Source organism: Ureibacillus sinduriensis BLB-1 = JCM 15800, from assembly GCF_000772955.1.
Lineage (GTDB): Bacteria > Bacillota > Bacilli > Bacillales_A > Planococcaceae > Ureibacillus > Ureibacillus sinduriensis.
The window spans coordinates 111,982-132,023 of record NZ_JPVO01000054.1; the positions used below are offsets into that span (position 1 = coordinate 111,982).

The following is a 20,042-nucleotide window of genomic DNA, read 5'->3' on the forward strand; positions in this document are numbered from 1 at the left end:
TTATCAATTCAGCTATTTTTATAGATTAGTAGTTCACCTATTTTTTCGGTATAATGAAAACTTGAGGAAGTGAGTAAATGATACAATCAACCAAACAATGGGTTGTTGGACAACCTGATGAAAACTTAATAAAACAACTGCAAAATGAATTGAATATATCCTCGTTAGCAGCAAAAATATTGGCTGCCAGAGGCTGCACAACGATTGAAAAGGCAAGAAAAATCCTCAATATGGATGAAACAAACCTGCACTCCCCCTATCTATTAAATGGTATGGAAGAAGCAGTGGAACGAATCGAAGCGGCTTTAAACAACGGAGAGAAAATCCTGATTTACGGGGATTATGACGCCGATGGAATTACTAGTACTACGGTTATGATGAATGTATTGCTTGATTTAGGGGCGGATGTCGATTTTTGCATCCCAAATCGATTTACACACGGTTATGGACCGCATGAAGAATTATTCCGGAAAGCATTCGACGAGGGCGTACAATTAATCATAACTGTCGATAATGGCATTAGTGGGATTGAACCTGTTCGACTGGCTAAGGAGCTAGGAATGGATGTCATTATAACAGATCACCATGAAGCTGGTGATATATTGCCGCCAGCAGATGTGATCATTCACCCTAGATTGCCGGAGGGACACTATCCATTTGGCGAACTGGCAGGGGTAGGAGTTGCCTTTAAATTAGCGCATGCATTATATGGAGAAGTCCCTAAGCATTTGTTTGAGCTAGCGGCCATTGGGACGGTGGCTGATTTGGTGCCCTTAGAAGGGGAAAATCGCTACATTGTACAGCAGGGCATTAAACAGTTGAAAATCTCCCCAAATCCATGGATACGCGCCATATGTGAAGTAACAAGTGTGAAACAGCATGAAATCGATGAGGACGCGATTGGATTCTACTTTGCGCCTCGGTTAAATGCAATAGGTAGATTAGGGGATGCCGATCCGGGTGTCGCTTTCCTAATGAGTGAAAATGATTTGGAAGCGGCAACAGGCGCGAAACTATTAAACCAAAAGAACGTTGAACGAAAAGAAATCGTTCATACGATTACCGAACAGGCGATTGAAATGATTGAAAATGACCCGTCAATCTCGAATTCACTTGTTTTGGTCATAGCTAAAGAAGGATGGAACCCTGGCGTTATCGGAATAGTTGCCTCGCGCTTAGTTGAGAAATATTATCGCCCTGCCATTGTATTATCTCTTGATTCGGTCAAGGGCACCGCAAAAGGATCCGGACGTAGTATTGAAGGCTTCCATCTATACCACGAGCTAGCAAAAAACCGTGATATACTGCCGCATTTTGGTGGGCATCCCATGGCGGCAGGAATGACTTTTGGAGCAGAACATGTAGATGAGCTTCGCAACCGTCTTCACCAGCAGGCTACGAACTGCCTGAACGATGAATTATTGACTCCGAAGCTTGCGATCGATGTACCTTTGGAAATTAGTGAAGTAACTGTTGAAGCAATTGAGGAAATTAAAAAACTAGGTCCATTTGGAACTGGCTTTTCTAAACCAATCTACGCACTACAGAACGTTCAAGTACGTTCCATGAGAAAAATTGGTGCAGGAGAAAGCCATTTGAAGCTGGAATTGGAGGATGCTCATGGTTTCATCGATGCAATTGGATTTGGCAAAGGGTATTTGCATGATGAAATTACCTACGGAGTTAAGCTTTCGTTTGTAGGGGATCTCCAAATCAATGAATGGCAAGGGAAGAAAAAGCCTCAATTAATGATTACAGATGTTCAAACAAATGAATGGCAGCTTTATGATTATAGAGGGAAAAACCAAGCGCAAAAGTGGCTACACACATTACCGAAAGAAACAACCGATTTCATCGCGTTCCGACAATCAACTATACAAGCTTTCGAGGGACAAATTGCAAACCCTATCCGACTTATAGCAAACGAGGATGAACTGCAAAACCTTTCTCCCAATATGGTGCTGTTGGATTTACCAAGAAGTGCGCAAATTTTGGAGAAATTAATTGCACAAGGAAGGCCGAACCGAATTTATGCAGTATTCTACACACCCGAGTCCAAATATTTCAACGGTATGCCTACAAGGGAGCATTTCGGTTGGTATTATAGCTTTTTGAAAAAACGTCCTAATTTCAATCTCCAAATGCATATTGAACAATTGGCGCAACATATCGGCTTAAATATTGAAGTAATTAAATTCATGACAAACGTGTTTTTTGAGCTAGGTTTTGTTACAATAGAAAATGGTCTGACAACAGTAAATAGTAATGTACCAAAACGATCACTTTCCGAAGCGGATGTTTATAAGCAAAGGATTGAACAAATCGATTTGGAACAACAACTTTTGTATGCACCATATTTGGAACTAAAACAATGGTTTAACGAACGAATGAGGGAATATAACTATTCCTAAGGAGGACAAATTAGTAATGGATTTAACGCAATATGTAACAACGGTAGAAAACTGGCCAAAAGAAGGCATTAGCTTCAAAGATATTACGACGATTATGGATAATGGTCCAGCTTTTAAATATGCGGTAGATAAAATCGTAGAATTCGCAAAAGAAGTAGGGGCCGATATTATTGTTGGTCCTGAAGCCCGCGGTTTCATTATCGGATGCCCGGTAGCGTACGCACTAGAAATCGGTTTTGCACCTGTACGTAAAGAAGGGAAGCTGCCGCGAGAGGTTGTACGCGTGGAATACGGTTTGGAATATGGACAAGACGTATTGACAATGCATAAGGATGCAATGAAACCAGGCCAAAAAGTATTAATTGTGGACGACTTGTTAGCAACTGGTGGAACTGTGGATGCGACAATCCAGCTAATCGAGAAATTAGGCGGCGTCGTAGCAGGTTGCGCATTTATCATTGAATTAAAAGAACTGAATGGTCGCGATAAAATTGGCAACTATCCAGTTAAGACTCTAATCGAATACTAATATAAAGCAGCAGCCGTCCGAAAGTGCAAAACTTTCGGGCGGCGTTTTTTTTATAAAGATACTAAAATGATTACAAAATCTTAACCAAAGTTTAAATATGGATTTATCTAAAATTAGAATTGGTGGTATATAATTACAGTTCGAAGGGGGAAAATAATAATAATCTGAATTTTGATACCATGGAGGTTTCACCTTGGAGTCTTTTATATCTTCGTTTCTTTATCATTTCAACATTGTCACATTTTTAGTTTTTTTATTGTTTTATTCTTACCAATTTATCTATATGATTGTTGCCCTGAAGAGTAAAGTGAGTAAAAAAATCGTGGGAGAAGAAGATCGATTCAATAAATACGCAGTAATTATAGCGGCAAGAAATGAAGAATTAGTCATAGGAGAGTTGATAAAAAGTATCCATAAGCAAACCTATCCCCAGGAATATGTTGATATATTTGTTATAGCGGATAATTGTACCGATCAAACTGCTAAAGTTGCCAAAAAAGCAGGGGCTTTCGTCCGGGAACGTTTCAATAAGAATAAAATAGGTAAGGGTTATGCCCTTGATTTTATGTTCAATATCATTAAAGCTGAGTTTGCATCCAATCAATACAAAGGTTATTTTATTTTTGATGCCGATAATTTACTTGACGAGAACTATATAATGGAAATGAATCGAACGTTCAATCAAGGCTACCGGGTTGTAACAAGTTATCGAAATTCCAAAAACTTCGATCAAAATTGGATTACTGCCGGTTATGCTATTTGGTTTTTGCATGAGGCGGAGTATTTGAACCTGCCGAGAATGAAATTGAATGCAAGCTGCGCCATTTCTGGAACTGGGTTTCTAGTGCATGCGGATATAATAAAAAAGAATGGCGGCTGGATTCATCATCTACTGACCGAGGATATAGAGTTTTCCATTTCAAACATTCTAAAGGGAGAAAAAATCGGCTATAGTCCAAATGCTGTTTTTTACGATGAACAACCGATAACCTTTAGGCAATCCTGGAACCAAAGATTACGATGGGCGAAAGGCTTTTATCAAGTATTATCGAAATACGGGAAAGACTTGATTCGTAATATTTTTATTCGAAATCATAATAGTTTTTCCTGCTTTGACATGACCATGACCATAATGCCCGCAATGATTCTTACCATTGTCTCAATACTCATAAATGGTTTGTTCTATCTGGCAATTTTGATGGGTATTTTTGAAAAAGAGAGCATAGGGGACACGACAATCCTGATGCTCAGATCCTTTGGAATGTATTATCTAGTCATGTTGTGTATGGCTTTAATGACGATAATTACCGAGTGGAAGAGAATTCATTGTGCGGGTTGGAAGAAAATAGTGTATTCTTTTACATTTCCTTTCTTCATGCTGACGTATATACCCATATCAATCGTTGCATTGTTCAAAGAAGTAGAATGGAAGCAAATTCCACACACAGTCGTCAAGTCAATTGATGATGTTCGTTAAAGCGTATGTTGCTAACAAAATAGTGATCGTTATTTTCTCGAGGATACAAAAGGTTGTCTCAATTGGAATGAGGCAACTTCTTTTTTTATAGTTAATTAGTCATATATTTTCTTGTTTTCTACAAAAAAGATTAAAATTCGCCTTTTTTTATAAAGTAATTGTCGACGTGCCTTTACATTGAGTACACATATTTTATACAATTAAAACTATATATCCTATTCGGAAAAATTTTTAACAAGGTGGACAACTAATGGCGAAAGAGCAAATATTGACGCCCGAAGACGTATTCGCGCTAGTCAAAGCATATATGAACGATGAACATGTTGCCTTTGTAAAGAAAGCTTACGAAGTAGCAAATGAAGCACATAAAGAACAATTACGCAGCTCTGGGGAACCCTACATCATCCATCCCATCCAAGTTGCCGGCATCTTGGCGGAATTGCAAATGGATCCAGATACTGTTGCTGCTGGTTTTCTTCATGATGTAGTGGAAGATACGACCGTTACACGGGAAGACCTAGTAAATGAGTTTAGTGAAGAAGTCGCAATGTTGGTTGACGGTGTGACAAAACTTGAAAAGATTAAGTATTTATCAAAAAAAGAGCAACAAGCCGAAACGCATCGGAAAATGTTTGTTGCCATGGCTCAGGATATCCGTGTCATCCTGATCAAACTTGCCGACCGTCTGCACAATATGCGTACATTAAAACACCTATCTGCCGAAAAACAGAGACGTATATCGAATGAAACATTGGAAATTTTTGCACCACTCGCTCATCGCCTTGGAATATCGAAAGTAAAATGGGAGTTAGAGGACACGGCATTACGTTATTTAAACCCCCAACAATATTATCGTATAGTTAGCTTGATGAAAAGAAAACGTGTTGAACGAGAGGCTTACCTGGATAATGTTATGAATGAAGTAAGGTCGCAACTAGTCGATGTTGAAATAGATGCTGATATTTCGGGAAGACCGAAGCATATTTATAGCATTTATCGAAAAATGGTATTACAAAATAAACAGTTTAATGAAATCTATGATTTATTGGCCGTACGTGTGCTGGTAGATAGCATCAAAGATTGTTACGCCGTCCTGGGAATTGTACATACATTATGGAAGCCAATGCCTGGTCGCTTCAAGGATTATATAGCAATGCCGAAACAAAATCTATATCAATCGCTTCATACAACCGTCATTGGACCATATGGGGACCCCTTGGAGGTACAGATTCGCACACGCGATATGCATCAAATAGCCGAGTACGGGATTGCGGCACATTGGGCATATAAGGAAGGCAAATCTGTCAACGGCGAGAAAGAAACAATCGACCAAAAATTGACATGGTTCCGTGAAATACTGGAATTTCAAAATGAATCCTCCAATGCGGAAGAATTCATGGAGTCATTAAAATTCGATTTATTCTCTGATATGGTCTATGTATTTACACCTAAAGGGGAAGTAATTGAACTGCCGGCAGGTTCGGTTCCAATTGACTTTGCTTACCGTGTCCATTCGGAAGTGGGGAATCGGACAATCGGTGCGAAGGTGAATGGCAAGATGGTTCCACTAGATACGCCTTTGAAGACCGGTGATATCATTGAAATTTTAACATCCAAACAATCTTTTGGCCCAAGTCGGGATTGGTTGAAATTAGCACAAAGTTCTCAGGCGAAAAATAAAATAAAGCAATTTTTCAAGAAGCACTTACGTGATGAGAATATAGTAAAAGGAAAAGATTTAATCGATAAGGAAATCAAATCACAAGACTTTGATCCTAAGGAAGTCCTTTCCATAGAAAACATGAAGCGAGTGCTAGATAAGTTAAATTATACGAACGAAGAAGATCTATATGCAGCGGTCGGCGTAGGTGGCATTACTGCACAACAAATCGTAAACCGTTTAGCGGAGAAGAAAAGAAAAGAGCGAGAACAGGAAGTTGCCCTGGAGAAAATCGTCAAAGAGATGCAAAATAACCAGGCTAGGAAAAGTCGAACAGAATCTGGTGTGATCGTGAAGGGCATCGAGAATTTACTTATCCGTTTATCACGATGCTGCACGCCTGTTCCTGGGGATGAAATTGTCGGGTTTATTACTAAAGGACGTGGTGTATCTGTCCATCGTGCAGATTGTCCGAATATACAAGAGGGTGAAAATGCCGACCGTTTAATCGAAGTGGAATGGGAACATAGCGAAACGCCAATTCGAAAAGAATACCCGGTTGATATTGAAGTATCAGCATTTGACCGTCCCGGCATCTTAAATGATGTGATGCATGCGGTTAGTGAAGCAAAAACGAATATCCTGGCCGTAACAGGCAGAGCAGATCAAGATAAGATTGCAACGATTCATCTAACGATTTCCATTTCGAACATTTCCGCTTTGCATAAAGTGGTGGAAAGAATAAAACAGCTACCAGATATCTATTCAGTTCAACGTGTAATAAATTAATTGAATGAGGTAAAAACATGCGAGTAGTAATTCAAAGAAGCAAGCAAGCATCTGTATCCGTGAATGACAAGATAACAGGTGCAATTGATTCGGGGTACGTCCTTTTGGTGGGGTTGACACACAATGACTCGCTAGAGGATGTTAAGTACGTAGCAAAAAAAGTTGCAGAACTAAGACTTTGGGAAGATGATGCAGGCAAGATGAATCATTCCATTACTGAACACGGTGGGGCAATTCTCTCTGTATCTCAATTTACTTTATATGCAGATACAAGCAAGGGCAGAAGACCGAGTTTCATCGATGCGGCAAGACCTGAAACAGCTCTTCCGCTATGGGAGGCATTCAACGAAGAATTACGAGATGTTCATGGTTTACAAGTAGAGACCGGTGTTTTTGGAGCAATGATGGATGTATCGCTGATAAATGATGGTCCTGTAACAATCATTGTCGAGTCTAAAACAAAAGAATAGTTTTTGGAGAGGTTGACCAAAAAGGGCTTTGAAGCACAACTTTTTGTTTTCAACCTTCTTTTTATTTTGACTTAAAAAGAGGCTAACCTGACGTACAAAAAGTTTACAGGTTAGCCTCCTCATTATTCATCTAGTTGTGCGTCGAAATAATTCAGGATTCCTTGGTAGATTCCCAACGTCGCTTGTTCGCGATAAAAGTCGGTCGTTACGACACTTTCCTCACTCGGATTACTTAAATAACCTAGTTCAATTAATATTGCTGCTTGTTTATTTTCGCGTGTCACCAAATAATTTCCTGGCTGTACACCGCGATTTCGAATCGTGACTTTTTCTGAAAGCCCGTCATGGACATATTCTGCCAATTCACGCTGATAGCTATTGGTATAGTATGTGGTGAAGCCTGATATCGAACTATCTTCAGTTGCATCATAGTGAATGCTGATGAATGCGTCGGCAGCGTACTGATGTGAAATGGACACTCTTTTTCTAAGATCGACATAAGCATCCGATTCGCGTGTAAGTATAACTTCAGCACCAGCCGATCGTAATTTGGATTTTAGCAATTCGACAGTTTTTAAGTTGATTTCTTTCTCATTAGTGCCACGGGCGCCGGTTGTTCCTTTGTCATTGCCTCCATGACCAGGGTCAATAACGAGGGTGAGTCCTTTTAGCGTCCCTTTTTTACGTTCTTTCTTCTCTTTTGGTTCTTTTTCCTCGCCCATAACTGAGTCAATATCCAAATCCTCTGAAACGACCCAATTGGCCACATAAGCGGAAGTATTTTTATCGATCTCAATTTTGTACCATTCACCATCGGTTGAGAGGATTTTGTATTTTTCACCTGCATCTGCGTGTACCACAACATTTGAAGAGGTGGATGGCTCCTCACGAAGGTTTGTCCCATTATAGATAATCGTCACATAGGGGTTGCTTGTTTTTTTAGTGTTATCTGAATCAGCGGATGCCGGGATTTTTTCATTCACTTGAAATGAGCCGTAAAAACTATAGACCCAGCCTTCCTTTTTGCCAAATCGGATCTTCACCCAATTATTATTTCTTTCGAGCACATCGTATTGTTCACCTTTTTTTGCCGTTCCAAGCTTTTTGGAGGAGAGATCGGCTTTTTTTCGTATATTAACAACATCAACGGCAATCGTGAATAGTTTCGGGTCGATTTTTACGTTGTCTTTTTCTTCTTTTTCATTGTCATCTGTGGATTCATCCTCGGAAGGATCGCTTTTTTCATTCAAGTCATTTTTCTTGATCGTTACATAGTCTGTCGAGACCCATCCTAGACTGCCGTTGAAAGAAATTTGAACCCAGTTCGCTTCTCTCTCCAGCACTTTTGCTTCATCACCAGTGTTTAATTGGCTTAGGACAGGGGATGAAACAGATGGTTCCGCACGTAAATTTAAGTGGTCAACTTGTGAAATAACGGAATGATCTTCGGTCAAACTCCCTTCAGACTCACTTGGTTTTGAGGTGGAGGTTAGCCACGAAGCTACCCAACCTTCCATGTCTTTCACTTTTACGTGGTACCAATCATCCTGCTTTTCGATAAATTTCAGACCTTGTCCTTCTTTTAAGGTAACCATGATTGGATAGGACAATCCCGGGCCTTCCCGTAAATACAAAATATCAGCAGAAACGACCAGATCGGGATCATTGTCGGATGCATAGGCAGATGTTGTTTCATATGTATAGGGAGATAGTAATGAACAAAGTATAATGAGAGTGATCGAGTATTTTAACGTTTTGTGGAACATTTATAATCTCCTCTCTTAAAAGTATATGTCGCTAACTCGATGGATGCTCTTATTATTTTAAAATTAAATATGCAATAAAATCTACACTTTTTTGAAAATAGTTGACAAATCTGCCATGGCCCAATTAAGATAGGATATATTATATAGCGTAATGAATGCCATTGACCAAGAAAGTAGGAATTACCTCTGTAGGCTAGAGAGGGAAAGACTGGGCTGAAATCTTTCCTGCTGCATGTAAGGACGAACAACACTTGAGAGGCTCTTTTTCGAAAAACAGCAAATGTCTAGTAGGGAAAGACGGAGACGGCCGTTATCCGTTTACGAGAGGATGCACTAATTTTTTCGGATTGATGTACGTCAATTTTTCGAAGTCCGGAAAAGAAAAAGGCATCAATTCACCATTTATGGTCGAATTGTGTTTTTTTATGCATCAACTAGGGTGGAACCGCGGAAGTAATTATAAGCTTTCGTCCCTTGCATATAGCAAGGGGCGGGAGCTTTTTTATTTTTTATAGACTATTTAAATAATATTTCCATTAAGTTTTTTATGAAGGAGAGGAGTATATATGGCTTTTAAAGTACCTAGAGGAACTCAGGATATTCTGCCGGAACAAACACCGAAATGGCAAAAGGTTGAATCGATCCTGAGACAATTAACCCATGTTTATCGTTATAAAGAAATACGCACACCGATCTTTGAGCAAACGGAATTATTCCAGCGTGGGGTGGGCGATACAACGGATATCGTCCAAAAAGAAATGTATACCTTTGATGATCGTGGAGGTCGTTCATTAACTCTCCGTCCTGAGGGAACGGCATCCAGTGTTCGGGCGTATGTTGAACATAAAATGTTTGGCAGTCCGGATCAACCTGTAAAGCTGTCGTATATGGGTCCAATGTTCCGTTATGAACGCCAACAAGCTGGCCGTTATCGCCAATTTGTGCAATTCGGCGTGGAAGCCATTGGCAGCAGTGACCCTGCCATTGATGCGGAAGTCATCTCACTGGCAATGGATATTTACCAAACAGTTGGTTTAAAAGATTTAAAATTGGTCATAAATTCTCTTGGAGACAAAGAAACTAGAGAGGCACACAAAACGGCCTTAATTCAGCATTTCGAACCTAGCATTTCGGAATTTTGTTCTGATTGTCAAAATCGGTTAGCTAAAAATCCTTTACGTATTCTGGATTGCAAAAAAGATCATGAGCACCCATTGATGAAGACAGCTCCAGCTTTAACGGATTACTTGACGGAATCATCAGCTCAATATTTTGCCGATGTGAAAAAATATTTGGATACGTTGGGCATCACATATGTAGTTGATCCAAATTTAGTTCGAGGCTTGGATTATTATAATCACACCGCTTTTGAAATTATGAGCACGTCCGAAGGGTTTGGTGCGATCACAACACTATGTGGTGGCGGGCGATATAATGGATTGGTAGAGGATATTGGCGGCCCTGATGTACCAGGGATCGGTTTTGCCATGTCGATTGAACGACTATTATTAGCTCTTGAAGCTGAGGGAGTCGAGTTGGATGTGGAAGATCACCTGGATATTTATCTTGTTGCCATGGGTGATGAAGCGAAATTAAAATCTGCAGAATTACTTAGTACATTCCGTGCAAAAGGAATTTCAGCCGATATGGATTATGTGGATCGGAAAATGAAAGCACAAATGAAATCAGCCGACCGACTAAGCGCAAAATTTGTACTTGTTATTGGTGAGTCGGAACTAGAGGAAATGAGCGTCAACGTCAAAGAAATGGAAACAGGAAATCAAGAAAAAGTACCATTTTCTGACTTAGTGAATTACGTATTAGAACATAAATAATTATTTGAAAGCATATTGGAGGAAAGATAATGGCTCAGAGAACACATGCTTGTGCTGATTTAAGTGAACATCAGCAAGGTGAAAAGGTAGTTTTAAAAGGATGGGTACAAAAACGCCGTGACTTAGGTGGATTGATCTTCGTGGATGTGCGTGACCGTAGCGGAATCGTGCAGGTCGTATTTGGGGACGAAGCAAAAGAGGCATTGGCAGTAGCGGAAAAAATCCGTAATGAATATGTCGTTGAAATAGAGGGGAAAGTCGTCCTACGTGATGAAAGCCAAATAAACCCCAACATCAAATCGGGCAAAATTGAAGTAATTGCTTCAGCTATCAACATTATCAATGAAGCAAAAACACCACCGTTTGCAATTGATGACAAAGGGGAAATTTCAGAAGATATTCGCTTGAAATATCGTTATTTGGACTTGCGTCGTCCTGCAATGTTCAATACTTTCAAACTGCGCTCGGATATTACACGTTCGATTCGAAACTTCTTGCAAAATGAAGGTTTCCTGGAAGTTGAGACACCGATTCTAACTAAATCCACTCCTGAAGGTGCACGCGACTATTTAGTACCATCTCGTGTACATGAAGGTGAATTTTACGCTTTGCCGCAATCACCGCAATTATTTAAGCAATTACTCATGGTTTCTGGATTTGAGAAGTATTTTCAAATTGCTCGTTGCTTCCGTGATGAAGATTTGCGTGCGGACCGTCAACCAGAGTTCACTCAAGTTGACATTGAAACTTCATTTTTGACGATGGATGAAATTATTGAAATGAACGAGCGTTTGATTCAAACGGTTATGAAAGAGACAAAAGGTGTTGACGTACAGTTACCATTCCAGCGCATGTCATACAAAGAAGCGATGGATCGTTATGGTTCTGATAAACCGGACGTTCGTTTTGGTCTTGAACTTGTCGGGCTTTCTGAAATTGTTCGAAACTCTTCATTCAAAGTATTCGCACAGGCTGTCGAATCAGGTGGCGAAGTAAAAGCGATCAATGTAAAAGGAAATGCGGACAAATATTCCAGAAAAGATATTGATGCACTGACAGAGTTTGTGAAAATCTATGGTGCGAAAGGTCTAGCTTGGCTAAAAGTAACGGAAGAGGGATTAAACGGTCCAATCGCGAAATTCTTTGAAGGTGAAACTGCAGAAAATCTAATGAAGGCAACCAACGCAGAAAACGGAGATTTGCTACTATTTGTAGCGGATCGTTCAGATGTGGTTGCAGCTAGTTTAGGTGCTTTGCGTAACAAACTGGGGAAAGAATTGGAATTAATCGATGAATCCGTTTATGCCTTCTTATGGGTGACGGATTGGCCATTGCTTGAGTATGATGAAGAAGCGGGCCGATACACAGCTGCCCACCATCCATTCACACGTCCGTTTGAAGAAGATATCGATAAGATGGAAACAAATCCAGCAGAAGTTAGAGCACAAGCATACGATATCGTATTGAATGGTTACGAGCTAGGTGGGGGATCATTGCGTATTTACGAACGGGATCTTCAAGAAAAGATGTTCAAATTATTAGGCTTCTCGCAAGAAGAAGCACAAGAACAGTTTGGATTTTTATTGGAAGCATTTGAATATGGGGTGCCGCCACACGGAGGACTGGCATTTGGGCTAGATCGCTTTGTCATGCTGCTGGCCGGACGCACAAACTTACGTGACACAATCGCATTCCCAAAAACAGCTACTGCAAGCTGCTTGCTGACTTCAGCTCCAAGCGAAGTATCGGAAGCGCAATTACAGGAATTAAGCTTAGCTGTCACAAAGAAAAAAGAAAATTAATTTATTGTATAAGACGCAAATGGCTGCCTGGAATTCCTCAGCTGTTTGCGTTTTTTATCGGTTGTAGTGGCAATAGTGCTCCTGATGTGGGGACTGGGGGATTTAGTAGAAGAATGCCTGAACCAATACCGTTAATGGCCTGTATTAATTTATTAATATAATGAATTTTCGCTTTTATGACCCTTAACGAATAAATGTGCAACTTTTTAAATAAGACAAATCTACTATTAAGAAATGAAATGAAAGGAGAAAGAAAAAAATTTAATATTTTTGATTAACTGTATTGAAAATTCAGATAACTAATGTTATTATAGATTTAACACGAATCCTGAAGTGTTAGTGAAGCTTTCATACTGTTTTGACCGAACAACAAATCGTTGGGAATTCATATTTTATCTTGGCGAACAAGCCCTGCAAATGGACGAGGGAAGTTTAAAGAGGTAAAGAGAATACCCACCTGTGATTATAGCGGGTTCAAAACGATGCTTTCCCTGCTTACGGCATATTGGGATTCGTCATGCAAAACTCTCCTGCAATGTAGGGGAGTTTTTTTTTATTTTGTGATTTATAATTTTACGGTTTACCCATTGAGTTTTGGATTCAAATTTACAGTAAGGATTGTGTATGTTATAATTCCGAGTAGTATAATACAGATTGAGAGGCATACAATTATGTTACATCAGTTTTCAAGAAATGAACTAGCGATCGGTAGTGAAGGACTCGAGAAGTTAAAAAATACGACGGTAGCCATATTGGGAGTAGGTGGCGTCGGTTCTTTTGCTGCGGAAGCATGTGCCCGTAGTGGTGTTGGCCGTATCATTTTAGTGGACAAGGATAATGTGGATATAACAAATGTTAATCGTCAATTAGTGGCATATCTTTCGACGGTTGGAAAATCCAAATCAGCCATTATGAAGGAGCGTATTGCCGATATAAATCCGGAGTGTGAAGTAATCGATATGCATATGTTCTATACGGAAGAAACATATGAAAAATTCTTCGCACAAAATATTGATTATGTCATTGATGCATCGGATACAGTAATGTACAAGATCCACTTGATGAAGGAATGCTTAAAAAGAGAGATTTCGATTATTTCAAGTATGGGGGCTGCGAACAAAATGGATCCAACCCGCTTCCAAATAGCGGATATCTCTAAAACACATACAGATCCGTTAGCGAAAGTAATTCGTACAAAGCTTCGTAAAGAGGGGATCACAAAAGGGGTTATGGTGGTATTTTCAGATGAATCACCAATTGTCGTCCGTCCTGATGTAGTTCAAGAAGTAGGAAATCCGAATGCGCAAATTCGAAAAGCAAAAATGCCTCCTTCATCAAATGCATTTGTACCGTCTGTTGCAGGGTTGATTGCTGCAAGCTGGGTTATCAATCACATTTTAAAAGATGTGAAAATCACAAGAGTAAATGAATAATTCGTTTTAAAGAAAGTCCAGTGACTCATGAAAAATTACCACCAATACATGAGTCGGCATGTATCCAGACAGAATGTCGTTTCTCAGGCTTTAGCGAGCCAGACAGTGACGAATGGCGATAAGGATGTAGCAACAGTGCGGGGGGTGTCTAGTACTATTAGACACCTCCCGCACTTTTTGCAAAATGTTGAAGACATGTTCGTCACCAAAGGTTAAAATCCGCTATTAAAGGAGTTATAGAATGAATGAATTGTTGGAGTTGGAATATAGAGGCTTAAGTATAATGGAAGAAATCCGTACTGTGGAAATTGCCATAGATGAACCGAAAAATATAATTCATATTTATGATAAAAATGAGGTGATAGAGCCTGAATTCAACTTTTCTACAAAACAATATCAATTGGGGGATGGCTTCTTTAAAATGGCAGAAGTATTATATAAAAAAACGTTCTTTGAATCCAAGAGCCAAACCGTGGAACAGTGGATAAATGAATGGACATGGCTGTTTTATGGATCGAAAAAGTCCATTCTGAAGTATGAGGGCGTTAGTATTACAGAGATTCCAAAAGAGAAGTGCAAACAAGAGCATATAAACCACCCTTTTTATAATAAATATCTTGTAAGAGTTTTATAACTATATTCTATTTTTTCTAAATAATAATAACGATAGCATCTTACGTTAAAAAATTCTGAATATAGAAGTGGTTTTTTCTTCAAAAAAGAAACATTTTCACATTTATATCGCATTATTTTCGTCAATTGTTACCATCCCCAGAAATTATGCAGGCAAAATTGTTATATTATTCTTACCTTATTGAAAGGTTAGTAAAGGGGAGGGGGATTTATCAATGTCGACAAGAATGCCTGTGGAGAATACAGTGAATTTACTCCAGCTAAAAGAGCAGTTGGATGAAATCGTATTTAACTATATCGATACAAATCAGAAATGGGATATAGCTTATTCCAAATTAGATTCTCTATTAAAAAAAGTGCTCGGTTATTATGAAAGCTACATGAAGGCGAATGGGGACAATCCAAAGGAAAATACGACCGCCAATTTATTGTTGAATATGTCCTACAAACTAATCTTCTTTCACACGGTGTCTTACTACCGCCTAAAAGAAACAAATCAAGAGGCTGTAAAAGTTCGAGTTTTAGAGTTATTGTCACTTGCCGCCAACTGCATCCCTGATGTACAAAAGGAAAATCATGCGGAATACTTGGAAGAGATTGCCGAGGTCTATTCCGAAATTTCAAAGGTTCAAGGAAGCCAGCAGAAATTTGTAGAAGGCATACTAGAAAAAAATAATAGGATTACTGATTGCTTCGCTTCCTTTTCAAAAGCGATCAATATATTGTCTAAGTAGTTTGAGAAAGGTGGAACCGCATTCATGCGGTTTTGCCTTTTTTTGTATAATCCATATTTCTCATTTTGCATTATATCGTTCCGAAAAGGTTGTTATTTTACTGGTAGATTGTCCTTTATATAATACATAAATGCACTGGACTAACTAAATAAATAAATAGATTCCACACTAAAAAAGAGTAAAAAATGCATCCTGAAATTGATTTTTTACAAAAGTCCCAAGTTTTACAGTCTAATAAGAACAGCATTTTTTAAAAAATTGGTCGAAAGTGTAGGATATTTTATTAAAAAAATCTTCAATAATTTGGTATATGTACTCTTTTAAGGATTATGCGCAATTACTATAATGAAACAAATGTTCTTTTAAGGGGGTATGAAGATGGTGGATACTCAATTTAAGAACCCGTTATTAAAAGCGTTTCTGGAAGAAATCGAGCATTTGGAACTTTACCGACAATATTGCAAATCTCCCAATGAATGGTTAAAGAAAATTATTGATGAACGATTTGTACAATTTTATATCCGGATTCGTGCGATTGCCTATTTTTCCAAAATAATTTATTTCACGGCCCGCCATTTTGATATGGAGAGGAGGAAATATGAAAAACGGTATGTACTGACTTTAGATAGCTCCAGTAATGATGGGATTGGAAGTAAAAATGAAGGAACAGGTACATTAAAGGAACTGATTGTGGATGAGTCGGCAACAATAAACTTTCATGAACGATTGAATCATGAATTAAATCAATATATACAACATCCTCTGCTGTATAAAGCGGTTCAATCATTGAATAAAAGACAACAGCAAATTTTATATCTGGCATTTGTCATGAATATTTCTGACACAGAAATCAGTAAAAAGTTGAATGTGACGCAACAGGCAATATCAAAGTCCAAAAATAACGCTTTGGCGAAAGTGAGGCGATTGATAAATGCTTGACGAACAACTAATTAACTTGATAAGCAACAACTGCTTTCCGATTGTCATTTCCTTCTATTTATTGCTGAGATTCGAAAGAAAGATTGAGTGTCTGGAACATTCCATTCAAGCTTTACGATGCAGGATGGATTCAACAAGGGACAGGGAGTGATTTCTATTAAAGAATATATTTCTCCTTTAGAGTTAATAGAGCTTCTTAAGCCGAAAATTAAAAAAGAATTAAACCAGACAGATCCAAAAAATCGCGATGATTTAGAACATGAAATTATCCTTAAGATTTTGGAGGGCCTGAAAACCAAAAAGTTTCAAAGCATCCCAACATTTTTTGAACTGCTGGAAAAGGAACGACAACAAGATTAGCGGCTACAAGTTTCACTCATGAACCGCACTATTTGATACACATTTATTAAAAGGGGGTAAAAGAGATAAAATCACAACCCCTTTTCGAAAAGTTTTTTCATCGTTAAATGAATGGGGAGTTATCCTGACTGAAGGACAACTCCTTTTGTTATTTCTCTTTTTTAAAAGTCTTTAATTTATCATAAATACCGGCCATCCGCTTTTCTTCGCCGGCTAAAACAGGTTTGTAAAACTCGATATTTGCAAGCTTCTCAGGTAAGTATTCTTGTTTGACCCAGCCCCCAAAGGTGCCGATTGGATAGTCATGTGGATATTGGTACCCGACATGACCCAAAACTTGTGCCCCAGCATAATGGGCATCACGCAGGTGTGGGGGGATATCCCCGGTTTTTCCTTCATGGATTGCAGCTGTTGCCGCATCCAACGCAGAGTAAGCAGAATTTGACTTTGGAGACAAGCACATTTCAATGACCGCACTTGCCAATGGAATCCGAGCTTCCGGCAAGCCCAATGTTTTCGCGGACTCAGTAGCTGCATACACATGGGCACCCACCGCTGGATTTGCCAATCCAATATCTTCATATGCCATTACGAGCAATCTTCTGCATACTGCAATTAAATCCCCGTTTTCAAGCAAATGTGCCAAATAATAGATAGCAGCGTTAGTGTCGCTGCCCCGTACTGATTTCTGAAGGGCAGACAATAAATTATAGAAATGCGAACCACCTTTGTCCCCATAGACGCCGATTCTTTTTGATAAATGTTCGATAATATGATCTTCCACGATGGCTTGCCCATCCACTTCATCGGAAGCATAAAAGATAGATTCCAATAGGGTCAATGCTTTTCTAGCATCCCCATTTGAAGCAATGGCAATTTTCGTAATCTGCTCATTTGTAATCGCGATATTTTCCTTGCCCAATCCACGCTCTGCATCATTCAGCGCATTATCGACCAACTGTTCGATATCATCTTGGGTATGCCTTTTGAGCTGTAGTATTTCACCGCAACGGGAACGGATCGCTGGATTTACATCATGGAAAGGGTTTTCTGTTGTTGCTCCGATCAATACAATGGAACCATTTTCGACATGAGGCAAAAGTGTATCCTGCTGCAATTTATTGAAACGATGAATTTCATCCAGAAATAATAAGACCTTTCCTGCAATTCTTGCTTCCGAAACAATTTGTTCAACATCTTTTTTTCCTGCACTTGTTGCATTTAAAGCGAAAAAGGGTAATTTTGAGCTGCCTGCAATGGCATAGGCAATCGATGTTTTTCCGATTCCGGGCTCTCCATAAAGAAGCATTGAAGGGACATGACCGTTATGGATCATTTTATACAGTGCTGTATCTTTTCCTACTATGTGCTGTTGCCCAATTACTTCATTTAAATTACGCGGGCGCATTCGATATGCTAATGGTTCATTGTGCATGTCTTCCTCCTCCAATCTTTCGTATCCTCCTTCTATATTAGTGCTTTTCCAAGTGGAATTAAAGGATTTATGTTATACTTGAGCTAAAGAATGGACAAGAAAAATAGAGGTGTTATAATGAAAATTTCTACAAAGGGTAGATACGGATTAACAATTATGATTGAGTTGGCGAAACGTTTTGGAGACGGTCCGGTTCCATTGCGCCAGATTGCGGCAGAAAAAGGACTATCAGAAGCGTACCTGGAACAACTTGTTTCACCACTTCGCATTGCTGGCTTAGTCAAAAGTGTCCGAGGTGCTTATGGTGGGTATTTATTGGCGCTGCCTCCCAGCAAAATTTCAGCTGCAGATGTAATCAAGGTCTTAGAGGGGCCGATACAACCGGTTGAGGGAATTGAAAACGAGGAAGTGCCACAGCAGCAACTATGGATGAGAATCCGCGACGCTGTAAAAAATGTACTTGATACGACATCAATTGAAGACTTAGCTAATTATAATGACGATACCAATGTAGATGGCTACATGTTCTATATTTAATTTTAGAGTAATGTGTAACCAAACTTATTTATATACAATCAACTGATTATACAGTTCTAAAGGAGTCTTGGATTTACAATGGAAACAATCTATCTGGACCATGCCGCAACTTCACCGATCCATCCCGAGGTGATTGAAGTGATGACAAAATCTTTTGCTCAAACTTTCGGCAACCCTTCGAGTATTCATACGGCAGGTAGACAGGCGCGAAAGGTATTGGACGATGCCCGCACTAGCCTGGCCCGTGCCATTGGTGCAAAAGATACGGAAATTATCCTTACAAGTGGCGGGACTGAAGCAGACAATACCGCGATTTTTGGGGTTGCCAACATGCAAAGCTCAAAAGGGAAGCATATTATCACGACCCAAATTGAACACCATGCGGTATTGCATGCTTGTGAAAAGCTTGAAAAAGAAGGGTATGAGATCACTTACTTACCTGTGGATGAAAGTGGACGCATCTCCGTTGAGGCTTTAAAAAAAGCACTCCGCGAAGATACCATTCTTGTAACGATAATTTTTGGAAATAATGAAGTCGGTACAGTGCAACCGATTGCAGAAATTGGTCAGATTTTAAAAAGCCACCAAGCTGTTTTCCATACAGATGCCGTACAAGCCTTTGGACTGGAACAGTTAAATGTTGACGATCTCCAGGTCGATCTTCTGAGCGTGTCAAGTCACAAATTGAATGGACCAAAAGGAATCGGCTTCCTATACCAAAGAACCGGCACGCCATTAAGTGCCACATTTTATGGTGGTTCACAAGAAAAGAAAAGAAGGGCAGGCACTGAAAATGTTCCAGCAGCTGTTGGTTTTGCAAAGGCGGTAGAAATTGCGCAAACCGAAATGGAGAAGAAACGTGCACAATATCAATCGTTTCGTAATATCTTTTTAAATGTTCTGGATCGCGAAAATATCGACTACAAAATTAATGGTAATAACAAGCACTTCCTGCCACATGTATTAAATATAAGCTATAGAGGAATGGATGTTGAGTCATTCCTAGTAAACTTGGATATGGCTGGTGTTTACGCATCCAGCGGCTCCGCATGTACAGCCGGTTCAATCGATCCATCGCATGTGCTGGTGGCGATGTTTGGTGAAAATCGCGATGAGCTTCGCAATTCAATTCGTTTTAGTTTTGGGTTGGGACTATCTGAAGAAATGGTAAAAGAAGCGGCCCTGCGCACAGCGAAAATTGTGGAAAGGCTTGCTAATTAATAGAGAAAAGG

17 protein-coding genes, 1 other RNA gene and 1 other annotated feature are annotated in these 20,042 nt (G+C 39.4%); of the genes, 16 read left to right on the top strand and 2 right to left on the bottom strand.

Annotated elements, in window-relative coordinates; translation table 11 throughout:
- The first annotated feature begins 77 nt into the window (after positions 1-77).
- The 5 genes from recJ (at position 78) to dtd (ending at position 7,336) form a co-directional block, all read left to right on the top strand.
- The gene (recJ, locus tag CD33_RS14560; RefSeq protein ID WP_036201742.1) at positions 78-2,411 is read left to right on the top strand and encodes a single-stranded-DNA-specific exonuclease RecJ; all 2,334 of its coding nucleotides are present in this window, start codon (positions 78-80) and stop codon (positions 2,409-2,411) included.
- Positions 2,412-2,427: 16 nt separating this feature from the next.
- Positions 2,428-2,940: an adenine phosphoribosyltransferase gene (locus CD33_RS14565; protein ID WP_036201743.1), complete on the top strand. Its 513-nt coding sequence runs from the start codon at positions 2,428-2,430 to the stop codon at positions 2,938-2,940.
- Positions 2,941-3,133: 193 nt separating this feature from the next.
- Positions 3,134-4,417: a glycosyltransferase family 2 protein gene (locus CD33_RS14570; RefSeq protein ID WP_052130274.1), complete on the top strand. Its 1,284-nt coding sequence runs from the start codon at positions 3,134-3,136 to the stop codon at positions 4,415-4,417.
- A 250-nt stretch (positions 4,418-4,667) separates the two neighbouring features.
- A complete protein-coding gene (locus CD33_RS14575) occupies positions 4,668-6,866 on the top strand; it encodes a RelA/SpoT family protein (protein ID WP_036201744.1) in 2,199 nt (732 codons plus the stop codon).
- Positions 6,867-6,883: 17 nt separating this feature from the next.
- Entirely contained in the window at positions 6,884-7,336 is a 453-nt protein-coding gene (gene dtd / locus CD33_RS14580) for a D-aminoacyl-tRNA deacylase (RefSeq protein WP_036201745.1), read from the top strand.
- A gap of 122 nt (positions 7,337-7,458) precedes the next feature.
- Here the strand turns inward: dtd and CD33_RS14585 are convergent, their stop codons facing one another.
- Positions 7,459-9,102, bottom strand: coding sequence for an N-acetylmuramoyl-L-alanine amidase family protein (locus CD33_RS14585; RefSeq protein WP_036201746.1), 1,644 nt, complete (start codon positions 9,100-9,102; stop codon positions 7,459-7,461).
- Positions 9,103-9,254: 152 nt separating this feature from the next.
- Positions 9,255-9,580 (top strand) — a binding site (T-box leader).
- Between the two features lie 88 nt (positions 9,581-9,668).
- Between CD33_RS14585 and hisS the strand changes: the two genes are divergently transcribed.
- The 9 genes from hisS (at position 9,669) to CD33_RS14620 (ending at position 16,838) form a co-directional block, all read left to right on the top strand.
- Positions 9,669-10,937: a histidine--tRNA ligase gene (gene hisS / locus CD33_RS14590; RefSeq protein WP_036201747.1), complete on the top strand. Its 1,269-nt coding sequence runs from the start codon at positions 9,669-9,671 to the stop codon at positions 10,935-10,937.
- Positions 10,938-10,966: 29 nt separating this feature from the next.
- Positions 10,967-12,739, top strand: a complete 1,773-nt coding sequence (gene aspS, locus CD33_RS14595; RefSeq protein ID WP_036201748.1) for an aspartate--tRNA ligase — start codon at positions 10,967-10,969, stop codon at positions 12,737-12,739.
- A gap of 322 nt (positions 12,740-13,061) precedes the next feature.
- A non-coding RNA gene (ssrS, locus tag CD33_RS19980) (6S RNA) lies at positions 13,062-13,255 on the top strand.
- A 155-nt stretch (positions 13,256-13,410) separates the two neighbouring features.
- Positions 13,411-14,172: a tRNA threonylcarbamoyladenosine dehydratase gene (locus CD33_RS14600; protein WP_036201749.1), complete on the top strand. Its 762-nt coding sequence runs from the start codon at positions 13,411-13,413 to the stop codon at positions 14,170-14,172.
- Between the two features lie 241 nt (positions 14,173-14,413).
- Positions 14,414-14,806 (top strand): hypothetical protein, encoded by a 393-nt coding sequence (locus CD33_RS14605; protein WP_052130276.1) that lies wholly within the window; start codon positions 14,414-14,416, stop codon positions 14,804-14,806.
- 214 nt (positions 14,807-15,020) lie between these two features.
- A complete protein-coding gene (locus CD33_RS14610; protein WP_036201750.1) occupies positions 15,021-15,539 on the top strand; it encodes a hypothetical protein in 519 nt (172 codons plus the stop codon).
- A 378-nt stretch (positions 15,540-15,917) separates the two neighbouring features.
- Entirely contained in the window at positions 15,918-16,478 is a 561-nt protein-coding gene (locus tag CD33_RS14615; protein ID WP_036201751.1) for a sigma factor-like helix-turn-helix DNA-binding protein, read from the top strand.
- The gene (locus CD33_RS19985) at positions 16,471-16,629 is read left to right on the top strand and encodes a YvrJ family protein (protein ID WP_084591384.1); all 159 of its coding nucleotides are present in this window, start codon (positions 16,471-16,473) and stop codon (positions 16,627-16,629) included. Before CD33_RS14615 ends, CD33_RS19985 begins: the two co-directional genes overlap by 8 nt.
- Positions 16,626-16,838, top strand: a complete 213-nt coding sequence (locus CD33_RS14620) for a hypothetical protein (protein WP_052130306.1) — start codon at positions 16,626-16,628, stop codon at positions 16,836-16,838. The genes CD33_RS19985 and CD33_RS14620 overlap by 4 nt, the downstream gene beginning before the upstream one ends.
- A 148-nt stretch (positions 16,839-16,986) precedes the next feature.
- Here the strand turns inward: CD33_RS14620 and CD33_RS14625 are convergent, their stop codons facing one another.
- A complete protein-coding gene (locus tag CD33_RS14625) occupies positions 16,987-18,273 on the bottom strand; it encodes a replication-associated recombination protein A (protein ID WP_036202289.1) in 1,287 nt (428 codons plus the stop codon).
- Positions 18,274-18,390: 117 nt separating this feature from the next.
- Here CD33_RS14625 and cymR point away from each other — a divergent pair, with 117 nt between their 5' ends.
- Both cymR and CD33_RS14635 read left to right on the top strand, forming a co-directional pair.
- Positions 18,391-18,810, top strand: coding sequence for a cysteine metabolism transcriptional regulator CymR (gene cymR, locus CD33_RS14630; protein ID WP_036201752.1), 420 nt, complete (start codon positions 18,391-18,393; stop codon positions 18,808-18,810).
- Between the two features lie 78 nt (positions 18,811-18,888).
- Positions 18,889-20,031 (top strand): cysteine desulfurase family protein, encoded by a 1,143-nt coding sequence (locus CD33_RS14635; RefSeq protein ID WP_036201753.1) that lies wholly within the window; start codon positions 18,889-18,891, stop codon positions 20,029-20,031.
- The last annotated feature ends 11 nt before the right edge of the window (positions 20,032-20,042 follow it).